We start from the raw sequence: 19,441 nt of genomic DNA, 5'->3' as shown, positions 1-19,441 counted from the left end.
GCTGCGCCGTGGAGACTACCCTGTCGGGCCCTGTGCCGGGCCCGGGCCGCCGCCGTAACCCAACTGCTGCGCGGTGTAGCGGGCCGCGTCGGTGACCGGAACCGCCTGCACCGCAGTGCCGTACGCGCAGATCTCGGTCCACACGTCGCCGATCTCCGTGGTGTCGAACCGCATCCCGATGATGGCATTGCCGCCGCGGGCCTGACATTCCTGGAGCAGCCGGCCCATGGCCTCGTTGCGGCTCTCGGCGAGGTTCTTGGTCATGCCCTGCAGCTCGCCGCCGAACATCGCCTTGAAGCCGGCGCCCATCTGCGCGAAGGCATTCCGGGAGCGGACGGTGAGGCCGAAGACCTCACCGCAGACCCGCTGAATCTCCCACCCGGGCAGGTCATTCGTCGTGACAACCAGCATGCTGCCGCCTTTCTGTGTCGGTACGCCTCGAACTGTAGTGCGCGGCAACCGCAATCGTCAGAGAGCGGCTGCCACGTCCTGCGCCGGTGCGGCCTTCCGGGCGCCACCGAGGTAGCGCTCGACGAGCCCGCCGAACACCAGCCCGATGACCGCCCAGATCAACGCCTGGTCGATCAGCGAGTACCACCGGAACTTCCACAGCAGGTCGGCGTCGAACCCCGGATAGATGAGTTGCCCGGGCGCATAGACCTTGCCGTCGACGGTCACCGGCGTCGGGAAGGTGTTGGTGATCGGCTGCGGCGTCTCGGTCGCGGCGCGCGCGAAACCGAACTCGCCGGAGTGCTCGACGTTGGCGGCCAGATCGCCCAGCGACGGCAGGGCCGCCAGCAGTCCGCCGTACAGCACGAAGAACCCGAGCACCGCGATCCCGATCGCGCGCGCCCAGCCGACCTTCCCGGACAGCTTGCGCGCGGCGAACACCGCGAGACCCAGCAGGGTGAGCGAGCCCCACACCATGCCCAGGTACAGGAAGCCGCGCGTCTCCATTGTGAATTCGTGACCGATGGCGGGCGGGTTCGACGGGTATTTCACGAACGGCAGCAGGTACACACCCAGAAAACCGAATCCGGCGGCGGTCCAGCCCAGCACCTTGGGCCGTACCCCGAACCGGCCGTGCAGCACCAGATACGCCACGGCCACCAATGCGCCCATCGCCACGGAGAACGCGATGATGCCGGTGGCCGCACCGATACCCGACTGGATGGACCGGCTGAACAACTCCGGCCCGTCCGGCTCGACCGGGTGGCCCATGGCCGTGTGGACCGTCGAGAGCACGTTCATGCGGCCGGACTCGTAATCGATGGCCTTGTCGATGGTGGGTTCAGCAAAAATCCAGGCAAACAGGAACCCCAGGATGCCGGCGATCAGGCCGGCCAGGGCTCCGCGCCCGATGACGCGGATTTCCACAAAAGTCCCCTGAGTCAGTGGCAGGGGAAGCCGAGGAAGTGCCGCGAGTCGTGCACCCACTCATGGACGACCACGGTCTTGCCGAACAGCGACATCATGCCCTCGTCGATGCCGACGAGGTAGTACGCCAGCACCGCCAGGAAGATCGTCACACCGAGCAGCACCGCCACCCGGGTGGCCGAAAGCGCCTTGGTCGATACGCCCGGCTTCGAAACCGCAATACTCGTCATGGTCAAACCTCCTACGGGGTCACGCGCCCCTACATTGTTCGGTTCTGCACGACGGCGAAAGATCTGACTCGCCGCAGAGGGCTCACAGTGGCGCAACCGCGCCGGATTCGCACCGGCTTCCATGCGCCGTCGTACCGGGAATCAAGATACACCCAAACGGAAAATGCCCTTCCCCGAATTTCGGGGAAGGGCATTTTCACAATCCGTTACTCGGCGGCAGTCGCCGCGGCCTCGGCCAGGTCGGCCGATTCCTTCCGACGGCCGGCGAAGGTGAACACCGCATCCTCGGTGTTGTTGCTCTCGCCGTCCCAGTTCTCGACGTCCACGGTGACCAGCTGACCGGGGCCGACCTCCTCGAAGAGAATCTTCTCGGAGAGCTGGTCCTCGATCTCGCGCTGGATGGTCCGGCGCAGCGGCCGGGCACCGAGCACCGGATCGAAGCCGCGCTTGGCCAGCAGTGCCTTGGCCTTGTCGGTCAGCTCCATCTCCATGTCCTTGGCCTTGAGCTGCTTGCCGACCCGGCCGATCATCAGGTCGACCATCTGGATGATCTCGTCCTGCGTCAGCTGGTGGAACACGATGATGTCGTCGATACGGTTCAGGAACTCCGGACGGAAGTGCTTCTTCAGCTCGTCGTGCACCTTGAGCTTCATCCGCTCGTAGTTGTTCTCGCCGCCACCCTGGGTGAAGCCGAGGCCAACCGCCTTGCTGATGTCGCTCGTACCGAGGTTCGAGGTGAAGATCAGCACGGTGTTCTTGAAGTCGACAGTGCGACCCTGGCCGTCGGTCAGGCGACCGTCTTCGAGGACCTGCAGGAGGCTGTTGTAGATCTCCTGGTGGGCCTTCTCGATCTCGTCGAACAGCACGACGCTGAACGGCTTGCGGCGCACCTTCTCGGTGAGCTGGCCACCCTCTTCGTAGCCGACGTAGCCCGGAGGGGCACCGAACAGCCGCGACGCGGTGAAGCGGTCGTGGAACTCGCCCATGTCGATCTGGATGAGCGCGTCGTCGTCACCGAACAGGAACTCGGCCAGCGCCTTCGACAGCTCGGTCTTACCGACACCGGACGGGCCGGCGAAGATGAACGAGCCCGACGGACGCTTCGGGTCCTTCAGGCCGGCGCGGGTACGCCGGATGGCCTTCGAGACGGCCTTGACGGCATCGACCTGGCCGATGATCCGCTTGTGCAGCTCATCTTCCATGCGCAGCAGACGCGTGGTCTCGGCCTCGGTCAGCTTGAAGACCGGGATGCCGGTCCAGTTGCCCAGGACCTCGGCGATCTGCTCGTCGTCGACCTCGGCGACCACGTCCAGATCACCCGAACGCCACTGCTTCTCCCGCTCGGCGCGCTGGGCGACCAGCGTCTTCTCCGAATCACGCAGCCGGGCTGCCTTTTCGAAGTCCTGCGCGTCGATGGCCGATTCCTTCTCCCGGCGCGCGTCGGCGATCTTCTCGTCGAACTCGCGCAGGTCTGGCGGAGCGGTCATCCGGCGGATGCGCATCCGGGCCCCGGCCTCGTCGATCAGGTCGATGGCCTTGTCCGGCAGGAACCGGTCGTTGATGTAGCGGTCGGCCAGCGTCGCGGCAGCCACCAGCGCACCGTCGGTGATGGAGACGCGGTGGTGCGCCTCGTAACGGTCGCGCAGACCCTTGAGGATCTCGATGGTGTGCTCGACGGTCGGCTCGCCCACCTGGACCGGCTGGAACCGGCGCTCGAGGGCGGCGTCCTTCTCGATGTACTTGCGGTACTCGTCGAGAGTGGTCGCACCGATCGTCTGCAGCTCACCACGGGCCAGCTTGGGCTTCAGGATGCTGGCGGCATCGATGGCGCCCTCGGCGGCACCCGCACCCACGAGCGTGTGCAGCTCGTCGATGAACAGGATGATGTCGCCGCGGGTGTTGATCTCCTTGAGCACCTTCTTCAGGCGCTCTTCGAAGTCACCGCGGTAACGGCTGCCGGCCACCAGCGAACCCAGGTCCAGCGTGTAGAGCTGCTTGTCCTTGAGCGTCTCGGGAACCTCGCCGTGCACGATGGCCTGCGCCAGGCCCTCGACGACGGCGGTCTTACCGACACCGGGCTCGCCGATCAGCACCGGGTTGTTCTTGGTGCGCCGGCTCAGCACCTGCATGACCCGCTCGATTTCCTTCTCGCGGCCGATGACCGGATCGAGCTTGCCCTCGGCGGCGGCGGCGGTCAGGTTGCGGCCGAACTGGTCGAGCACGAGCGACGTCGACGGGTTGCCCGTCTCGCCGCCGCGGCCACCGGTGCCGGCTTCGGCGGTCTCCTTGCCCTGGTACCCAGACAGCAGCTGGATGACCTGCTGACGCACACGGGTCAGTTCGGCGCCCAGCTTGACGAGCACCTGAGCGGCGACGCCCTCGCCCTCACGGATCAGGCCGAGCAGAATGTGCTCGGTGCCGATGTAGTTGTGCCCGAGCTGCAGCGCCTCGCGCAGCGACAGCTCCAGCACCTTCTTGGCGCGCGGCGTGAACGGAATGTGGCCGGACGGCGCCTGCTGCCCCTGGCCGATGATCTCTTCGACCTGGCTGCGCACACCCTCCAGCGAGATGCCCAGCGATTCCAGCGACTTGGCGGCTACGCCCTCGCCCTCATGAATGAGGCCAAGCAGGATGTGCTCGGTGCCGATGTAATTGTGGTTGAGCATCCGGGCTTCTTCTTGAGCCAGGACGACGACCCGACGGGCCCGGTCGGTGAATCTCTCAAACATCGGTGGTTACCTGCTCTCCCTCGTAGCGCAGCTCCTGCCACGTCACTTCGCGTGTCGCAACGCTGTGCGCCTACCGTCCACTCTAATGGGCGGCGACCATGCGTGCCCTGCGGTATCCCCTAGCTCGCGGGGCCACTCAGCGCTGCGAAAAGGCCAACGCGCTGGGGCTATGAAACGTTTCCCGGATCGGCCTGACCGGGCTACGCCGAAAGCGAACAGAGAAACCGCGGGCAACCCTGATTTTTGTTGCCCGCCGGCTCAGGTGGCGGCGTGGAACGCGTCGATGATCTCCGCCGGAATACGGCCCCGGCTGGAGACATTGTGGCCGTTGCGGCGAGCCCATTCCCGGATGGCGGCGCTCTGCTCGCGATCGATGGACGCGCGACCACGCCCCGTCGACCCCGTGCCGGCGCGGCCGCGGCGGCGTCCACCGACCCGCCGGCCGGCCTCGACCCATTTCTTCAAATCATTCCGAAGCTTGGTGGCGTTCTTGGTGGTGAGGTCGATCTCGTAGTTCACCCCGTCGAGAGCAAATTCGACCGTCTCATCCGCCGCGCCTTCACCGTCGAAATCGTCGACGAGCGTGACAGTCACTTTCTTTGCCATCGGCCCACACTAACCCTTCTGCCTCGTTTAAAGCGCAGAATCGACTCTGCCAGAACAATGCTGGCATAGGAGTCGAATTCCTTCAACAAGTCTCAGGGTCAGCTCAGTTTTCAGTCGCCCTGGCGGCGCACAATCGGGAACAAAACCGTGTCCCTAATCGTCAACCCCGTCAACGCCATCAGCAGGCGGTCGAGTCCCATTCCTGTTCCGGTCGTCGGCGGCATCGCATACTCCAATGCGATAAGGAAATCCTCATCAAGTCGCATTGCCTCGTCGTCACCGGCAGCGGCGGCACGCGCCTGTGCCTCGAAACGCTCGCGTTGAATCACCGGATCGATCAACTCCGAATATCCGGTGGCGAGCTCGAACTTCCGGACATACAGATCCCATTTTTCTGTAACGCCCGGAATACTGCGGTGCGCGCGCGTGAGCGGCGTGGTCTCCACCGGGAAATCCCGGACGAAGGTCGGCGCCCAAAGATGATCGCCGACGGTGTGCTCCCACAGTTCCTCGATCAATTTCCCGTGGCCGTATCCACGGTCCCGGGGAATCTCGGCGCCGAGCCGCTCGGCCACCTTCCACAGGTACTCGACGGAGGTCTCCGGGGTGATCTCCTCACCCAGCGCTTCCGACAACGACGGATACATTTCGACGGTCGCCCATTCACCATCGAGGTCATAGGTGGAACCGTCGGGCAGTGGCACCATTCGGGTACCAATGGCCTCGTCGGCGACCTCCTGAATAAGCTCACGCGTCACAATCGCGGAATCGTCATATGTGCCGTAGGCCTGATAAGTCTCCAGCATCGCGAATTCCGGTGAATGCGTGGAATCCGCGCCCTCGTTGCGAAAGTTCCGATTAAGCTCAAAAACCTTCTCGAAACCGCCGACCAGGCAACGCTTCAGGAACAACTCCGGCGCGATGCGCAGGTACAGATCCGCATCGAGCGCGTTGGAGTGCGTGATGAACGGGCGCGCGGCGGCGCCACCCGGCAGCGTCTGCAGCATCGGGGTCTCGACTTCGAGAAAGCCGCGACGTTCCAATGCCGAACGCAATGCCCGCACCACAGCAATGCGCTGCCGGGCGACATTGCGAGCCTCCGGACGCACGATCAGGTCGACGTACCGCTGCCGGACCCGGGTCTCTTCATTCAATTCCTTGTGCGCGACGGGAAGCGGTCGCAACGCCTTCGACACAATTTGCCAGTTCTGGGCAAGCACAGATAATTCGCCGCGCCGGGAACTGATGACCTCGCCCTCGATGAACACGATGTCGCCCAGGTCGACGTCCGACTTCCAGGCGTCGAGCGACTCCCGGCCCACCTTGTCCAGGCTCAGCATGGCCTGCAGCTGCGTGCCGTCGCCCTCCTGCAGCGTCGCGAAGCACAGCTTTCCCGAGTTCCGGGCGAAGACGACGCGCCCTGCCACGCCGACGATGTCGCCTGTCGCGGTGTCCGCGACGAGCTCCGGATAGGCCGCCCGCAGCTCGGCCAGGGTGTGGGTACGCGGCACCTCGACCGGATACGGGTCGCGCCCCTCGGCCAGCAGCCGCTCACGCTTGGCCTGGCGGATGCGGAACTGCTCTGGAATGTCGGGGCTGTCGGCTTCGCTCACGAAATGCCAGCTTAAATGAAGCCCATGGCCACCAGTTTGGAGCAGTCCGCCGTAGACGCGCTGGACCACGAGCCGATCGACTGGAAATTCAAGGGTCTGCCGGCCTCGTGGTGGGGCCAGACCCCTGCTCAGGTGTGCCGGCGACGCCCCAGTCTGTTCGACGACGGCGCGGTATCGCCGGTGTGCACGCTGCGTACGCAGTCGCTGGTGCACAACATGGTCACCATGGCGCGCTGGTGCCGCCGCCACGGCGTCCAGCTCGCCCCGCACGGCAAGACCCACATGTCCCCGCAGCTGCTCGCCCGCCAGCTGGGCGCCGGGGCGGTGGCCGTCACCGCCGCCACCATCAGTCAGGTCCGGGTGTTCCGGGCGTTCGGCGTCCGCCGGATCATCCTGGCCAACGAACTGGTCGACGTCACCGGGCTGCGCTGGCTGGCGGCCGAACTGGACGCCAACCCCGACTTCGAGCTGACGTGCTGGGTGGACTCGGTGCGCGGCGTGCAACTGATGACGTCCGCGCTCACCGGCAGGCGCCGCCAGGTGGACGTCTGCGTCGAGGTCGGCCAGGCGGGCGGCCGCACCGGCTGCCGTGACGCCGAGACGGTCGATGCCGTGGCGCGCGCGGCGGTGGACTCGGACCGGCTGCGCCTCGTCGGCGTCGCCGGATACGAAGCGGCCACGGGCCATGCAGTCGACGACGCCGCGGTGGCTGCCGTCTCTGCGTACCTGCACACGATGCGAGACACCGTCATCCGGCTGCACCCGTTGTTCGAGACCGACGAGATCCTGGTGACAGCCGGCGGTAGCACGTACTTCGACCTGGTCGCCGACGTCCTGACCGGGTGGCCCGCCGGTATGTCGGTGCGCACCGTCCTGCGCAGCGGCTGCTACCTGACGCACGACGACGGTCTGTACGCCCGCACGACACCGCTGGGCCGCGCCGGCGATGTTGATTCCGGTGGCCACTTCGTCCCCGCGCTGAGCGTGTGGGCGCAGGTGCTGTCGCGGCCCGAGCCCGATCTCGCCATCGTGGGCATGGGCCGCCGGGACGTGTCGTTCGACCAGGACCTACCCGTGCCGTACGGGCGGCCCGACAGCCGCGTCGAGAAGCTCAACGACCAGCACGCCTACCTGCGGCTGGCACCGGCGGACCAGAGCCTGGCCGTCGGCGACTGGCTGGAGTTCGGGGTATCGCACCCGTGCACGGTGTTCGACAAATGGCAGCTGATCCCGGTGCTCGACGCCGGCCACCGGGTGGTCGAGCTGGTCCGCACATTTTTCTGAGGGATTTGTGCACGATTTTCCGCGGTGGGCGCGAATTATCGTGCACAAATCACTGGGAACGGCGGGAGTTGCGCTGGTTGCGCTCGAAGACCAGCCGTAGGCCGTCGAGCGTCAGGTTCTTCTCGTAGTGCTGCACGGTCCGCAGATCGGGCAGCACCAGTTGCGCGGTGTGCCCGGTGGCCACCACCGTGATGTGGTTCCCGTCGAAGCCGTCGACATCCTCGCGGACCCGGTTCACCAGACCGTCCACCAGGGCGGCGAACCCGAACACCGCGCCGGCCTGCATGCACTCGACGGTGTTCTTGCCGATCACCGACCGCGGCCGGGTCAGCTCGACGCGGCGCAGCGCCGCCGAACGGGCTGCCGCGGCGTCCGAGGACACCTGGACACCGGGCGCGATGGCACCGCCCAGGAACTCGCCCTTGGCCGAGACGACGTCGACGCAGATCGACGACCCGAAGTCGACGACGATGGCCGCGGTGCCGTACTTGTGGTACGCGGCAAGACAATTGACGATGCGGTCGGCCCCGACCTCTTTCGGGTTGTCGACCAGCAACGGGATGCCGGTGCGCACACCCGGTTCGATCAGCACGTGCGGCACCTTCGGCCAGTACTGGTCCAGCATCACCCGGATTTCGTGCAGCACCGACGGCACCGTCGACAGACCCGTTGCGCCGAGCAGGTTTTCGGCGTCGTCGCCGATCAGCCCGTCGATGGTCAGCGCGAGCTCGTCGGCCGTCACCTCCGACTCGGTGCGAATCCGCCAGTTCTGCACCACTTTTGCGTGATCTCCGGAGCCGGAGATCAACCCGACGATGGTGTGGGTGTTGCGGACATCGATTGCCAGCAGCACCGGCGTTACCGCGGCGACAGCAGGCCGTCGACACCGTCCGGGACGTGCGCGGCGTCGTGCGAGAAGTCGATCTGCCGGTTCTGCGCGTCGACGAAGATGACGTTCGGCTGGTACGTGCGGGCCTCGGCGTCGTCCATGGTGGCGTAGGCGATGAGGATCACCAGGTCACCCGGGTGGATGAGATGCGCTGCGGCACCGTTGATCCCGATGATGCCGGTACCGCGCTCACCGGTGATGGCGTAGGTGACCAGCCGGTTGCCGTTGTCGATGTCCACGATGGTGACCTGCTCACCCTCGAGGATGTCGGCGGCGTCCATCAGATCGGCGTCGATGGTCACCGAACCCACGTAGTGCAGGTCCGCCTGCGTCACCGTGGCGCGGTGGATCTTGGACTTCAGCATGGTGCGAAACATCAATTCCTCCAAGGTAATTCGTGGTTGCCGCCATTGGCTCCGTCCTGGTCGATGGCAGGCCCCACATTGGGGTGACCGTCGATCCCTGCGGATGCACCGATATCGATGGCGATGTTGTCCAACAATCTGGTCGTGCCGAGCCGGCCCACCACCAGCATGCGGGCCGGGCCCGAAGCCGGTGCCGGACCCAGCCAGGGGTCCCGGACCTCCAGATAGTCGACGTCGATGGCGGGTACCTCGTCGAGGACCGCCCGGGCCGCATCGAGTGCGGCGGCCGCGCCGTGCGACGCGGAGTACTTGCCGGCGAGCAGCGCCGCGGACAACGCCCCGGCCTGCTCGCGCTGTTCAGCATCGAGGTAGCGGTTGCGCGACGACATGGCCAGGCCGTCGTTCTCGCGCACGATCGGCACCGCCTGGATGCGCACGTCGAGATCGAGGTCGTCGACCATCTGGCGCACCAGAACCAGTTGCTGATAGTCCTTTTCGCCGAAGAACGCGCGGTCGGGGCGCACGATGTTCAGCAGCTTGAGCACCACGGTCAGCATCCCGGCGAAGTGCGTCGGGCGCGAGCCGCCCTCCAACTCCGCGCCCAGCGGGCCCGGCATGACCGTCGTGCGCTGACCGCCCGGGTACATGGCGGCGGCACTGGGCGCGAAGACGATGTCGACGTCCTCGCCCTTCAGCAACTCGACGTCGGCGTCCAGGGTGCGCGGGTAGGCGTCGAGGTCCTCCCCCGCGCCGAACTGCAAGGGGTTCACGAAGATTGACACCACCACGACGGCGCCGGGCACCTTCTTGGCCGAACGCACCAGTTCCAGGTGGCCATCGTGCAGCGCACCCATCGTCGGCACGAGCATCACCCGGCGCCCCGTGGCGCGCAGCACCCGCGACACGTCCGACACGTCGGTCGGGTTGGTGTAGAGGTTCAGCTCGCCGGCGGTGAACTTCGGCGGCCTGCGATCGGTCACTGCGCTCTCCCTGAGTCGTTCAACACGGCGAAAACCTCGGTGGGTGCATGGGCACGTTGTGCGGTGCGCAGCGACATGGCCCGATACGCCTGCGCCAGTTGAGGATTCGCTTCCTCCAGCGCGTGCAGATGAGCCGCGACGGCGGCGCCGTCACCCCGCGCCACCGGACCCGTCAGCGCACTCTGCCCGCGCTGCAGCGCGTTCTCCAGAGAGGCCCGCGCCAGCGGCGCGAGGATGCGTTCGGCGATGCCGGCGGGGTCGCCCGTGACCAGTTCCTGGCCCAGCAGCTCCTGGCCGGCCAGTGCGCCGCGCAGGGCTTCGACAGCGTCGAGGACGACGGTGATGACGTGATTGCCGGCGTGCGCCAGGGCTGCGTGATACAGCGTGCGGGCGTCTTCGCGAACCCGGAACGGTTCGCCGCCGATCTCGAGGACGAGGGACTGGGCGATGGCGTAGCCGATGTCGTCGGCCGCGGTGATCCCGAAACAGGTCTCCGACAGCCGGGTGATGTCTTCGTCCGAGCCGGTGAACGTCATGGCCGGGTGGATGGCCAGTGGGATACAGCCCTGCTCGGTCAGCGGGGCCAGCACCGCGATGCCGTTGGCGCCCGAGGTATGCACGACGATGGTGCCGGGGCGGACCGATCCGGTGGCCGCCAGGCCGGCGACGACCGACGTCAGCTCGGCGTCGGGCACAGCCAGCAGCAGGAGTTCGGCCTTCGCGGCGACGTCGTGCGCGGGCAACACCTGGGTATCGGGCAGCCGGCGCTCGGCACGGCCGCGCGACGCATGGGAGATCGCGCTACACGCGACGACGACGTGGTCGGCGCGCTCCAGCGCAACACCCAGCGCACTGCCGACCCGCCCTGCGGAAATGATTCCGACAGTGAGCCGGGCCGGACGCAGTCCGTCGAGCTGCTTCATTGCAGCGACCTCACATTTGGTGGTTTCTCAACGTTCCAGTCCTGCCTGGCAGGTACCGGACGGTCACCGCAGAGCGTAGCTCAGTCCTCGCGGCGACGTCGACGGCCGCCGCCGCTGGTGTTGGCCTGCAGCCGTGCCAACAATTCGGCGGCTGGCTGGCCGCCAACGTGCTGACCTGCGGGTTCGTCTTCGGGCTCAGCTCGGCGCCGGCGACCGGATGTGACAGGGGTCTCTGCCGCGGGCGGCGCGGTGACCGGTTCGGCGGGGGCCCCGTGGCGACCCCGCCGCGGCGGCTCGGGCGCCGGCTCGGGGGCGGGCGGGACGACGGGCAGCGTCATCGTCGGTTCGGGACCACGGTCCGGCACCGGGGCCGCCCAGTTGCTACCCGGTTGCCCGGCCGGGATCCACTGTCCTTCGGCCGGCGTCGGCTGCCAGTCGGACGGTCCCGGCTGCGGAGGACGCCGGTGCGCCCCGCCGAACGGCGGCTGCGGCGGTGGGGGCGGCGGTGCCCATGGGTCGGGCGGCACGTGCGGCTCGGCCGCCACGTCGATGATGGGGCTCTCTTCGGTGTTCGGCTCCGACACCAGGTCCGGCCGGTCCTCGGTGTCGATCCGGCTGGCGACGACGCGGCCGACCGGCGCGGACTGCCCGCTGCGGTCGGTCTCGAGCGCCGGGCGGTGCGCCAGATCGGTGTCGAAGTAGAACTCGAGGTTGGCGCGCAACGCGGCCAGCTCCGCCCGCAGCGCCGCGACCTCGTCGGCCGACTGGGCACGCAGTTCGGAGGCCAGCTCACGGCGCAGGTGCGATTCCAGCGACAGTTCGTATTCGCGGCGCGCCGCGATCTCGCGGTCCAGCTGCAGGTCGTAGACGAGCTTGAGGTCGCGGGCCCGGGCCTGGTCCAGATCGGCCTGGCGCCGATAGATGAACGAGGCGAACGCCGCCGCCACCGCGGCCCACAGGGCAATGACCACAGCGAGTTTCAGCAACTCGACCTGATCGGTGAACACCAGCGCCGAGCTGGCGATGATCGCGAGCACCAGCAATGCTGTCAGCAGCAACCAACCCGGCCTGCGGTTCGCACGCCTACCGCGCGCAGCCCGGGTCGGATCGATCATGGGCTGACTGTACCGTTTTGCGTTCCCCTCGCAGGTCGACCGACACCCGGTCCGGGCGGATCGTTACCTATTCGGTTGCGCCGTCGGACTTCTCCGGCGGGTCCAGCGGCGCGCGGCAGCAATGCTGCAACCACATACCTGCCACCACCAGGGCCAGTGCGCTCACCGCAGCGACCGTGGCACCCGGAAAATCGGCCGCCGCCACCCGCAGCACGCCGCGCCGCGGGAGCACGTAGCCGAGCACGCCGAGCCACCAGCCGAGGGCCAGCGCGCCGACCCAGGCCGACGCCTTGGCCACCACGACAGACCGCGCGACCGCCAGCGGATGGATCCGGCCGGCCCCCACCCCGATGGCGCCGTCGCGGATCTTGGCGCGCAGGAAGAACGCCCAGCCCGCCTCCACAGCGGCAAAGGCCAACAGCGACAAGCCCGTCCACACCGTGATCGGCGGGAACCAGCGGTACACCAGGATCACCAGCAGGTACGCGACGACCGTGGCCAGCACCGTGCCGATCGCCAGGTCCCGCTTCCGGGTGGGTCCCATCAGGGCATCAGCGCCAGGTCGGTGCGGCGTACCCCGTCGCGTTCGCCGGCGTCGATGGCGGCCAGCAGCTCGGCTACCGGAACCCCCGCGAGCGTCGCCGCCGGGTCGGCGGCCAGCCACGGCACCAGCACGAAGGCGCGATGCTGCGCGAAGGGGTGCGGCAACGTCAGGGCCGGATCGTCGGAGCGCACTTCGGCGTCGCCGTCCTGGCAGCTGACGATGTCGACGTCGAGAGTTCTTGGCCCCCAATGCTGTTCGCGCACCCGGCCGGCTGCGTTCTCGAACTCATGGGCCCGGCGGAGCCAGCCCGGGCCGTCGAGGCCGGGATCGTCGGCCAGCAGCACGGCATTCAGGAACGGCCCCTGCTCGACGCCGCCCCAGGCATCGGTCTCGTAGACCGGGGAGACGGCCCGGACCGCACCGCGCAGCCCGGAGACAACCGACTGCAGGTGGGCGAGCCGGTCGCCCAGGTTGGAGCCGATGGAAAGGACGACGGCCGTCACCCTCTGCCGCCCCGCCTGGACCTGCGCGCTACGACGGCAACGTCCTTGAACGTCAACGGGATCGGCGCGCTGGGTTTGTGCAGCACCACCTCCACGGCGTGGACGCGCTGGTCGGTCATCACCGAATCGGCGATCTCGGCGGACACCGTCTCGATCAGATTCCGCGGCGGCCCGGCGATGATGTCGGCCGCCTGCTGCGCCAGCGCGCCGTAGTCGAGGGTGTCCGACAGTTCGTCGCTCATGGCGGCAGCGACCAGGTCGATCCACACCGTGATGTCGACGACGAAGTCCTGCCCGTCCTCGCGCTCATGGTCGAAGACCCCGTGGTTGCCACGAACGGTCAAGCCGCGCAATTCGATTCGATCAGCCATGCCAGGCCCCCACCACTTTCACCGCATCCACCGACGCCCGGACATCATGTACCCGCACGCCCCACGCGCCCTGCTGCGCAGCCAGCGCCGAGATCACCGCGGTGGCCGTCTCGCGGCCGTCGGGTTCGCGCGGCGTGCCGTCGGCATCCGCCAGCAGAGTGCCGAGAAACCGCTTGCGCGACGCCCCGACCAGCACCGGGATGCCGGTCGCGACCAGCTCGGGCAGCGCCCTCAGCAGCGCCCAATTGTGCCGCGCCGACTTGGCGAAACCCAGCCCCGGATCGATGATCAGGTTCCCGGGCGCCACCCCGGCCGCGACGGCGTCGTCGACCGCGGCGAGCAGTTCCGCCCGCACGTCGGCCACCACGTCGGCGTACTCCGGAATCCGGTGCGGCTGCTCGGCGTCGACCTCGCGCCAGTGCATCAGGACCCACGGCACCCGCGCGCCCGCCAGCAGCGGGGCCATGTTCGGGTCGGCCCGGCCGCCCGACACGTCGTTGACGATGTGCACACCGCATTCCAGCGCGGCCTCCGCCACGTCGGCGTGCATGGTGTCGACGCTGACGGTGATGCCTTGTGCGACAAGCTCTCTGATCACCGGCAGGACGCGGCCGCGTTCGACCTCGGGATCCAGCCGGGCGGCGCCGGGCCGGGTGGATTCGCCGCCGACGTCGATGATCTGCGCCCCCTGGGCCGCCAGCGTCAGGCCGTGCTGGATCGCGCGGTCGTGGTCGAGGTAGCGTCCGCCGTCGGAGAACGAGTCGGCCGTCACGTTGACGACGCCCATGACCTGCGTGGGGAGTGTCACTTCCGCAGGATCAGATCCAGCGCCTCGGCTCGCGACGACGCGCAGGTCTTGAACTGACCGCGCACCGCCGAGGTGGTGGTCACCGCGCCGGGCTTGCGGACGCCGCGCATCGCCATGCACAGGTGCTCGGCCTCGACCACCACGATGGCGCCCTGCGGGTTCAGCTTGCGCATCAGGGCGTCGGCGATCTGGCCCGTCAGCCGCTCCTGCACCTGGGGCCGCTTGGCGTACAGATCGACCAGGCGGGCGATCTTGGACAGCCCGGTCACCCGGCCGTCCTCGCCCGGGATGTAGCCGACGTGCGCGACGCCGTGGAACGACACCAGGTGGTGCTCGCAGGTCGAGTACATCGGGATGTCCTTGACCAGCACCAGCTCGTCGTGCCCCTCGTCGAAGGTGGTGTCGAGCACGGCATCGGGGTCGGTGTACAGCCCGCCGAAGATCTCCTGGAAGGCGCGGGCGACACGGCCCGGCGTATCCCGCAGGCCGTCGCGGTCCGGGTCCTCGCCCACTGCGAGCAGCAACTCACGCACCGCGGCCTCGGCTCGATCGTGATCGAACGTCGGGACGGTGAGCGTGGCCGAATGGATCTGCGACCGCGTCATCTATGCGCCTACTCGTCGTTGGGTTTGGCCGGCGGCGGTGCCGGCTGCTGCGGATACGGCTGGTAGCCCGGCGGCGGACCGGGCTGGCCCCAGCCCGGCTGCGGGTACCACTGGCCCTGCTGGCCGTGGCCATGCTGCGGCGGCCAGCCCGGTGCCTGCCAGCCCGCGGGCGCGCCGTAGTTCGGCTGGGTCTGGCCGTGCTGGGGTTGACCGTTCGGTGCGGCGTGTGCGCCATTGGTGCCGTTGACGCCGGCTCCGGCCGCGGCCTGGCTGGCCGCGGCGATGGCCGCCTTGAACGCCGGCTCCTGAACGGGCGGCGGCCAGGGCTCGCCGCGCTCGATGGCCAGTTCACCGGGCGTCTTGATGGGCGGCTTCTCCGACGGGATGCGACCACCGAAGTCGTCGAACATCGTCAGGCGGGGACGCTTCTCGACACCCACCAGGATGCGCTCGAGGTCGGGGCGGTGCAGCGTCTCCTTCTCGAGCAGCTCGCCGGCCAGGTCGTCCAGGACGTCGCGGTACTGCGTCAGCACATCCCACGCCTCGGTGTGGGCGGCTTCGATGAGCTTGCGCACCTCGTCGTCGATGTCGCGGGCGACCTCGTGACCGAAATCAGCCTGCGTGCCCATGGTGCGGCCCAGGAACGGATCCCCGTGCTCGGTGCCGTACCGGACGGCGCCCAGCTTGGCGCTCATACCGAACTCGGTGACCATGGCGCGGGCGATCTTGGTGGCGTTCTCGATGTCGGACACCGCGCCGGTCGTGGGCTCCCGGAAGATCAGCTCCTCCGCGGCGCGGCCGCCGATCGCCATGACCAGGCGCGCGATCAGTTCCGAACGCGTCTGCATGCCCTTGTCGTCCTCGGGGACGGCGACGGCGTGCCCGCCGGTGCGGCCACGGGCCAGGATCGTCACCTTGTACACGGGGTCCAGGTGCGGCATGGCCCAGCCGGCCAGCGTGTGCCCGGCCTCGTGGTAGGCGGTGATCTTCTTTTCCAGCTCGCTGATGATGCGGCCCTTGCGGCGCGGGCCACCGATGACGCGGTCGACGGCCTCTTCCAGCGCCGGGCCGGTGATCACGGTGGCGTTCTCGCGGGCCGTCAGCAGCGCGGCCTCGTTGATGACGTTGGCCAGGTCGGCGCCGGACATGCCGACGGTCCGCTTGGCCAGGCCGTCGAGGTCGGCGTCGGGGGCGATGGGCTTGCCGGCCGAGTGCACCCGCAGCACGGCCTTGCGGCCGGCCAGGTCGGGTGCCGACACCGGGATCTGGCGGTCGAAACGGCCCGGACGCAGCAGCGCCGGGTCCAGGATGTCGGGCCGGTTGGTCGCGGCGATCAGGATGACGCCCTGGCGGTCGCCGAAGCCGTCCATCTCGACAAGCAGCTGGTTCAGCGTCTGCTCGCGCTCGTCGTGGCCACCACCCAGGCCGGCGCCACGCTGGCGGCCGACGGCGTCGATCTCGTCGACGAAGATGATGCACGGGCTGTTCTGCTTGGCCTGCTCGAACAGGTCACGCACGCGGGACGCACCGACACCGACGAACATCTCGACGAAGTCCGAACCGGAGATGGTGAAGAACGGCACGCCGGCCTCGCCGGCGACGGCGCGCGCCAGCAGCGTCTTACCCGTTCCGGGCGGGCCGTAGAGCAGCACGCCCTTCGGGATCTTGGCGCCGAGCGCCTGGTAGCGGCTCGGGTTCTGCAGGAAGTCCTTGATCTCGTAGAGCTCTTCGACGGCCTCGTCGACGCCGGCGACGTCGGCGAACGTCGTCTTCGGCATGTCCTTTCCGAGCATCTTGGCGCGCGACTTGCCGAAGCCGAAGCCCATGCGGCCGCCGCCCTGCATACGCGAGAACATGAAGAACAGGCCGACGAGCAGCAGCAGCGGCAGCAGGTAGATCAGCAGCGAGCTGAGGATGCTGCCCTGGTTGACGACCGTCTTGGTCTTGACGTTCTTGCCGTTGAGCGCGTCAAACAGCGGCACCGCGTAGCCCGTCGGGAACGACGTGATGATCTTGTTGCTGTTGTCGGTGTCCGCCGTGACGCTCTTCAGGTCCAGCCGGACCTGCTGTTCCCGGTCGTCGATCTGGGCGCCGGTGACGTTCCCGGCATTGATCTGGGCCATCGCCACAGACGTATCGACCTGGTGATAACCACGCGTGTCATCACTGAAATAGAAGAAAGACCAACCCAGCAGCAACACGACCGCGACGACGGTCAGGGTGCGGATGACGTTTTTTCGCTTCATCGACATATTTCGGCCGGCGAATACTCGTCGGCCAGGTCCTTCCGATACACAGATGCGGGATAGTTCACAGGTTACCGCTATGCAAACGATCGGCAGTTCCCGGAGGGAAACCTGTGCTTTGGTGAAACGGTGATGACGTCCACCAAACGGTTAGTCGAGACCAACGGCGTGCGGCTGCAGGTCACCGAAGCCGGGGACCGCGGTGCCCCCGTCGTGGTGCTGGCACACGGCTTCCCCGAACTCGCGCACTCCTGGCGGCACCAGATCCCGGCCCTCGCCGCGGCGGGCTACCACGTGCTGGCCCCCGACCAACGGGGCTACGCGGGCTCGTCACGCCCGTCGGCCATCGAGGACTACGACATCGTCCACCTCACCGGGGACCTCGTTGGACTGCTCGACTCGGAAGTTGGCGGAGGCGCCGAGCGCGCCGTGGTCGTCGGCCACGACTGGGGCTCGCCGGTGGTGTGCAACTTCGCGCTGCTGCACCCGGACCGGGTGGCGGCCGTCGCCGCGCTGAGTGTGCCGCCGGTGCCGCGGGCGGCCGCGCCGCCGACCGAAATCTGGCGCCGGCGAGTCGGCGACAACTACTTCTACATGCTCTATTTCCAGGAGCCCGGGCCCGCCGACGCGGCGCTGGGGCGCGACGTCCGGAGTTCGATGCGCCGGATGGTCGCGGAGGAAGGCTTCGCCGCACCACCGGACACCCTCGCCGACAAACCGCTACCGCCCCTGCCGGACTGGCTCACCGAGGACGAATTCGAGCCGTACGTAACGGCTTTCACCGAGAGCGGCTTCACCGGTCCGCTGAACTGGTACCGCAACTTCGACCGGAACTGGAAGCTCACGGAGACCACTGCCGCCCCGACCATCACGGTGCCGACGCTGTTCGTGGCGGGCACTGCCGACCCAGTACTGGGCTTCACCCCACGCGACCGGGTCCGGGACATCGTCACCGGCGACTACCGCGAGGTCATGATCGACGGCGCCGGGCACTGGCTGCAACAGGAACGTCCCGACGAGGTCAACGCGATACTCATCGAATTCATCGACGGATTGGGACTGAAATGACGCGTCGCCCACTGGATTTCGGGGCCTTCATCACACCGTTCCACCCGGTCGGTCAATCTCCGACGACGGCACTGGAATACGACCTGGAACGCACCGTGCGGCTGGACCAGCTGGGCTACGACGAGGTGTGGTTCGGTGAACACCATTCCGGCGGTTACGAATTGATCGCCTGCCCCGAGGTTTTCATCGCCACGGCGGCCGAACGCACGAAGAACATCCGGTTCGGCACCGGCGTGGTGTCGCTGCCGTACCACCATCCGCTGATGGTCGCCGACCGCTGGGTGCTGCTCGACCACCTGACCCGCGGCCGCGTCATGTTCGGCACCGGCCCGGGCGCACTGCCGTCGGATGCCTACATGATGGGCATCGATCCGGTGAACCAGCGCCGTATGCAGCAGGAGTCGCTGGAGGCCATCCTCGCGCTGTTCCGGGCCGACCCCGATGCGCGGATCACCCGTGAGACGGACTGGTTCACGCTGCGTGACGCCGCCCTGCACATCCGGCCGTACACCTGGCCATACCCCGAGATATCCACGGCGGCAATGGTTTCCCCATCTGGGCCGCGGCTCGCCGGACAGCTGGGCACGTCACTGCTTTCGCTGTCGATGTCGGTGCCCGGCGGCTACGCCGCCCTCGAGACCACGTGGGACGTGGTGTGCGACCAGGCCGCGAAAGCCGGGCGGCCCGAGCCGGACCGCCGCGGCTGGCGGGTGCTGGGCGTCGTGCACCTGGCCGACACCCGCGAGCAGGCCATCGAGGACTGCACCTACGGCCTGGAAGACTTCTCGAACTACTTCGGCGCGGCCGGCTTCGTCCCGCTGGGCAGCCAGACCGGCCCGGCGCCGACGTCGCGGCAGTTCGTCGAAGACTATGCGGCCAAAGGCAATTGCTGCATCGGCACGCCCGCCGACTGCATCGGCTACATCCAGGACATGCTGGACCGTTCCGGCGGCTTCGGCACGTTCCTGATGCTGGGTCACGACTGGGCGCCGCCCGCGGCCACCATGCACTCGTACGAACTGTTCGCCCGTGAGGTGATCCCGCATTTCAAGGGTCAGCTCACGGCACCGCACGCCTCGCACGAATGGGCAAAAGGCCTGCGCGACCAGCTGTTCGGCCGCGTCGGCGAGGCCGTCGGCAACGCGATCGCCGAACACACCAAAGACACGTCGGTACGCTGAAAAC

The 19,441-nt window shown here is 67.9% G+C and carries 20 protein-coding genes and 1 riboswitch; of the genes, 3 read left to right on the top strand and 17 right to left on the bottom strand.

All coding sequences use genetic code 11. The annotated features are described in order from the left end of the window. Positions 1–15: 15 nt before the first annotated feature. The 6 genes from G6N46_RS21215 to lysS all read right to left on the bottom strand — a co-directional run bounded on the left by G6N46_RS21215 (position 16) and on the right by lysS (position 6,555). A complete protein-coding gene (locus G6N46_RS21215) occupies positions 16–411 on the bottom strand; it encodes a YbjQ family protein (RefSeq protein WP_064857257.1) in 396 nt (131 codons plus the stop codon). A gap of 57 nt (positions 412–468) precedes the next feature. Further along, entirely contained in the window at positions 469–1,377 is a 909-nt protein-coding gene (locus G6N46_RS21210; protein ID WP_138250889.1) for a CbtA family protein, read from the bottom strand. A gap of 14 nt (positions 1,378–1,391) precedes the next feature. Beyond that, positions 1,392–1,607 (bottom strand): CbtB domain-containing protein, encoded by a 216-nt coding sequence (locus G6N46_RS21205; protein ID WP_138250890.1) that lies wholly within the window; start codon positions 1,605–1,607, stop codon positions 1,392–1,394. 2 nt (positions 1,608–1,609) lie between these two features. Continuing rightward, a riboswitch (adenosylcobalamin (AdoCbl) riboswitch) is annotated at positions 1,610–1,756 on the bottom strand. A gap of 57 nt (positions 1,757–1,813) precedes the next feature. Then, positions 1,814–4,336 (bottom strand): ATP-dependent protease ATP-binding subunit ClpC, encoded by a 2,523-nt coding sequence (gene clpC1 / locus G6N46_RS21200; RefSeq protein WP_138250891.1) that lies wholly within the window; start codon positions 4,334–4,336, stop codon positions 1,814–1,816. Positions 4,337–4,594: 258 nt separating this feature from the next. Then, a complete protein-coding gene (lsr2, locus tag G6N46_RS21195) occupies positions 4,595–4,942 on the bottom strand; it encodes a histone-like nucleoid-structuring protein Lsr2 (RefSeq protein ID WP_138250892.1) in 348 nt (115 codons plus the stop codon). A 110-nt stretch (positions 4,943–5,052) separates the two neighbouring features. Continuing rightward, positions 5,053–6,555, bottom strand: a complete 1,503-nt coding sequence (gene lysS, locus G6N46_RS21190) for a lysine--tRNA ligase (protein ID WP_138250893.1) — start codon at positions 6,553–6,555, stop codon at positions 5,053–5,055. 24 nt (positions 6,556–6,579) lie between these two features. Here lysS and G6N46_RS21185 point away from each other — a divergent pair, with 24 nt between their 5' ends. Then, positions 6,580–7,839, top strand: a complete 1,260-nt coding sequence (locus G6N46_RS21185) for an alanine racemase (RefSeq protein ID WP_163692934.1) — start codon at positions 6,580–6,582, stop codon at positions 7,837–7,839. Between the two features lie 49 nt (positions 7,840–7,888). On the opposite strand, the gene G6N46_RS21180 is transcribed toward G6N46_RS21185, so the two are convergent. From G6N46_RS21180 to ftsH, 11 genes are all read right to left on the bottom strand, one after another. Further along, positions 7,889–8,692: a type III pantothenate kinase gene (locus G6N46_RS21180; RefSeq protein WP_138250895.1), complete on the bottom strand. Its 804-nt coding sequence runs from the start codon at positions 8,690–8,692 to the stop codon at positions 7,889–7,891. A gap of 5 nt (positions 8,693–8,697) precedes the next feature. Next, a complete protein-coding gene (panD, locus tag G6N46_RS21175) occupies positions 8,698–9,105 on the bottom strand; it encodes an aspartate 1-decarboxylase (protein WP_020100918.1) in 408 nt (135 codons plus the stop codon). Next, positions 9,105–10,073: a pantoate--beta-alanine ligase gene (gene panC, locus G6N46_RS21170; protein ID WP_138250896.1), complete on the bottom strand. Its 969-nt coding sequence runs from the start codon at positions 10,071–10,073 to the stop codon at positions 9,105–9,107. Before panC ends, panD begins: the two co-directional genes overlap by 1 nt. After that, the gene (locus G6N46_RS21165; protein WP_138250897.1) at positions 10,070–10,996 is read right to left on the bottom strand and encodes a Rossmann-like and DUF2520 domain-containing protein; all 927 of its coding nucleotides are present in this window, start codon (positions 10,994–10,996) and stop codon (positions 10,070–10,072) included. The genes panC and G6N46_RS21165 overlap by 4 nt, the downstream gene beginning before the upstream one ends. Before the next feature lie 80 nt (positions 10,997–11,076). After that, on the bottom strand, positions 11,077–12,111 hold the full coding sequence (locus tag G6N46_RS21160; protein WP_138250898.1) for a DUF6779 domain-containing protein: 1,035 nt from the start codon (positions 12,109–12,111) through the stop codon (positions 11,077–11,079). Between the two features lie 67 nt (positions 12,112–12,178). After that, complete coding sequence (locus G6N46_RS21155; RefSeq protein WP_138250899.1) at positions 12,179–12,655, bottom strand: DUF3180 domain-containing protein; 477 nt, start codon at positions 12,653–12,655, stop codon at positions 12,179–12,181. Further along, on the bottom strand, positions 12,655–13,158 hold the full coding sequence (folK, locus tag G6N46_RS21150) for a 2-amino-4-hydroxy-6-hydroxymethyldihydropteridine diphosphokinase (RefSeq protein ID WP_138250900.1): 504 nt from the start codon (positions 13,156–13,158) through the stop codon (positions 12,655–12,657). The genes G6N46_RS21155 and folK overlap by 1 nt, the downstream gene beginning before the upstream one ends. Next, entirely contained in the window at positions 13,155–13,529 is a 375-nt protein-coding gene (folB, locus tag G6N46_RS21145; RefSeq protein ID WP_061002671.1) for a dihydroneopterin aldolase, read from the bottom strand. Before folB ends, folK begins: the two co-directional genes overlap by 4 nt. Next, positions 13,522–14,316 (bottom strand): dihydropteroate synthase, encoded by a 795-nt coding sequence (gene folP / locus G6N46_RS21140; protein ID WP_138250922.1) that lies wholly within the window; start codon positions 14,314–14,316, stop codon positions 13,522–13,524. Before folP ends, folB begins: the two co-directional genes overlap by 8 nt. A gap of 17 nt (positions 14,317–14,333) precedes the next feature. Continuing rightward, positions 14,334–14,942: a GTP cyclohydrolase I FolE gene (gene folE / locus G6N46_RS21135; protein ID WP_138250901.1), complete on the bottom strand. Its 609-nt coding sequence runs from the start codon at positions 14,940–14,942 to the stop codon at positions 14,334–14,336. Positions 14,943–14,950: 8 nt separating this feature from the next. Next, positions 14,951–17,188 carry an ATP-dependent zinc metalloprotease FtsH gene (ftsH, locus tag G6N46_RS21130; protein ID WP_138250902.1) on the bottom strand — a complete coding sequence of 746 codons (2,238 nt, stop codon included), beginning with the start codon at positions 17,186–17,188 and terminating at the stop codon, positions 14,951–14,953. A gap of 132 nt (positions 17,189–17,320) precedes the next feature. On the opposite strand from ftsH, the gene G6N46_RS21125 reads away from it, so the two are divergent. Together G6N46_RS21125 and G6N46_RS21120 are read left to right on the top strand one after the other, a co-directional pair. Then, on the top strand, positions 17,321–18,256 hold the full coding sequence (locus tag G6N46_RS21125) for an alpha/beta fold hydrolase (RefSeq protein ID WP_275938043.1): 936 nt from the start codon (positions 17,321–17,323) through the stop codon (positions 18,254–18,256). After that, positions 18,253–19,437, top strand: a complete 1,185-nt coding sequence (locus tag G6N46_RS21120) for an LLM class flavin-dependent oxidoreductase (protein ID WP_138250904.1) — start codon at positions 18,253–18,255, stop codon at positions 19,435–19,437. Before G6N46_RS21125 ends, G6N46_RS21120 begins: the two co-directional genes overlap by 4 nt. Positions 19,438–19,441 lie beyond the last annotated feature (4 nt).

This window comes from Mycolicibacterium phocaicum (genome assembly GCF_010731115.1).
GTDB lineage: Bacteria > Actinomycetota > Actinomycetes > Mycobacteriales > Mycobacteriaceae > Mycobacterium > Mycobacterium phocaicum.
The sequence above is the reverse complement of the archived record's forward strand: the minus strand, read 5'-3'. Positions and strand labels throughout refer to the sequence as shown.

What these genes read in the sequence shown, in the direction of transcription:
- folE (WP_138250901.1), bottom strand. Translation starts at nt 14,942, where the DNA reads ATGACGCGGTCGCAGATCCATTCGGCCACGCTCACCGTCCCGACGTTC.
- panD (WP_020100918.1), bottom strand. Translation starts at nt 9,105, where the DNA reads ATGTTTCGCACCATGCTGAAGTCCAAGATCCACCGCGCCACGGTGACG.
- folB (WP_061002671.1), bottom strand. Translation starts at nt 13,529, where the DNA reads ATGGCTGATCGAATCGAATTGCGCGGCTTGACCGTTCGTGGCAACCAC.
- ftsH (WP_138250902.1), bottom strand. Translation starts at nt 17,188, where the DNA reads ATGAAGCGAAAAAACGTCATCCGCACCCTGACCGTCGTCGCGGTCGTG.
- G6N46_RS21205 (WP_138250890.1), bottom strand. Translation starts at nt 1,607, where the DNA reads ATGACGAGTATTGCGGTTTCGAAGCCGGGCGTATCGACCAAGGCGCTT.
- G6N46_RS21125 (WP_275938043.1), top strand. Translation starts at nt 17,321, where the DNA reads ATGACGTCCACCAAACGGTTAGTCGAGACCAACGGCGTGCGGCTGCAG.
- G6N46_RS21165 (WP_138250897.1), bottom strand. Translation starts at nt 10,996, where the DNA reads ATGAAGCAGCTCGACGGACTGCGTCCGGCCCGGCTCACTGTCGGAATC.
- folP (WP_138250922.1), bottom strand. Translation starts at nt 14,316, where the DNA reads ATGGGCGTCGTCAACGTGACGGCCGACTCGTTCTCCGACGGCGGACGC.
- G6N46_RS21155 (WP_138250899.1), bottom strand. Translation starts at nt 12,655, where the DNA reads ATGGGACCCACCCGGAAGCGGGACCTGGCGATCGGCACGGTGCTGGCC.
- G6N46_RS21185 (WP_163692934.1), top strand. Translation starts at nt 6,580, where the DNA reads ATGGCCACCAGTTTGGAGCAGTCCGCCGTAGACGCGCTGGACCACGAG.
- G6N46_RS21160 (WP_138250898.1), bottom strand. Translation starts at nt 12,111, where the DNA reads ATGATCGATCCGACCCGGGCTGCGCGCGGTAGGCGTGCGAACCGCAGG.
- clpC1 (WP_138250891.1), bottom strand. Translation starts at nt 4,336, where the DNA reads ATGTTTGAGAGATTCACCGACCGGGCCCGTCGGGTCGTCGTCCTGGCT.
- lsr2 (WP_138250892.1), bottom strand. Translation starts at nt 4,942, where the DNA reads ATGGCAAAGAAAGTGACTGTCACGCTCGTCGACGATTTCGACGGTGAA.
- G6N46_RS21215 (WP_064857257.1), bottom strand. Translation starts at nt 411, where the DNA reads ATGCTGGTTGTCACGACGAATGACCTGCCCGGGTGGGAGATTCAGCGG.
- G6N46_RS21120 (WP_138250904.1), top strand. Translation starts at nt 18,253, where the DNA reads ATGACGCGTCGCCCACTGGATTTCGGGGCCTTCATCACACCGTTCCAC.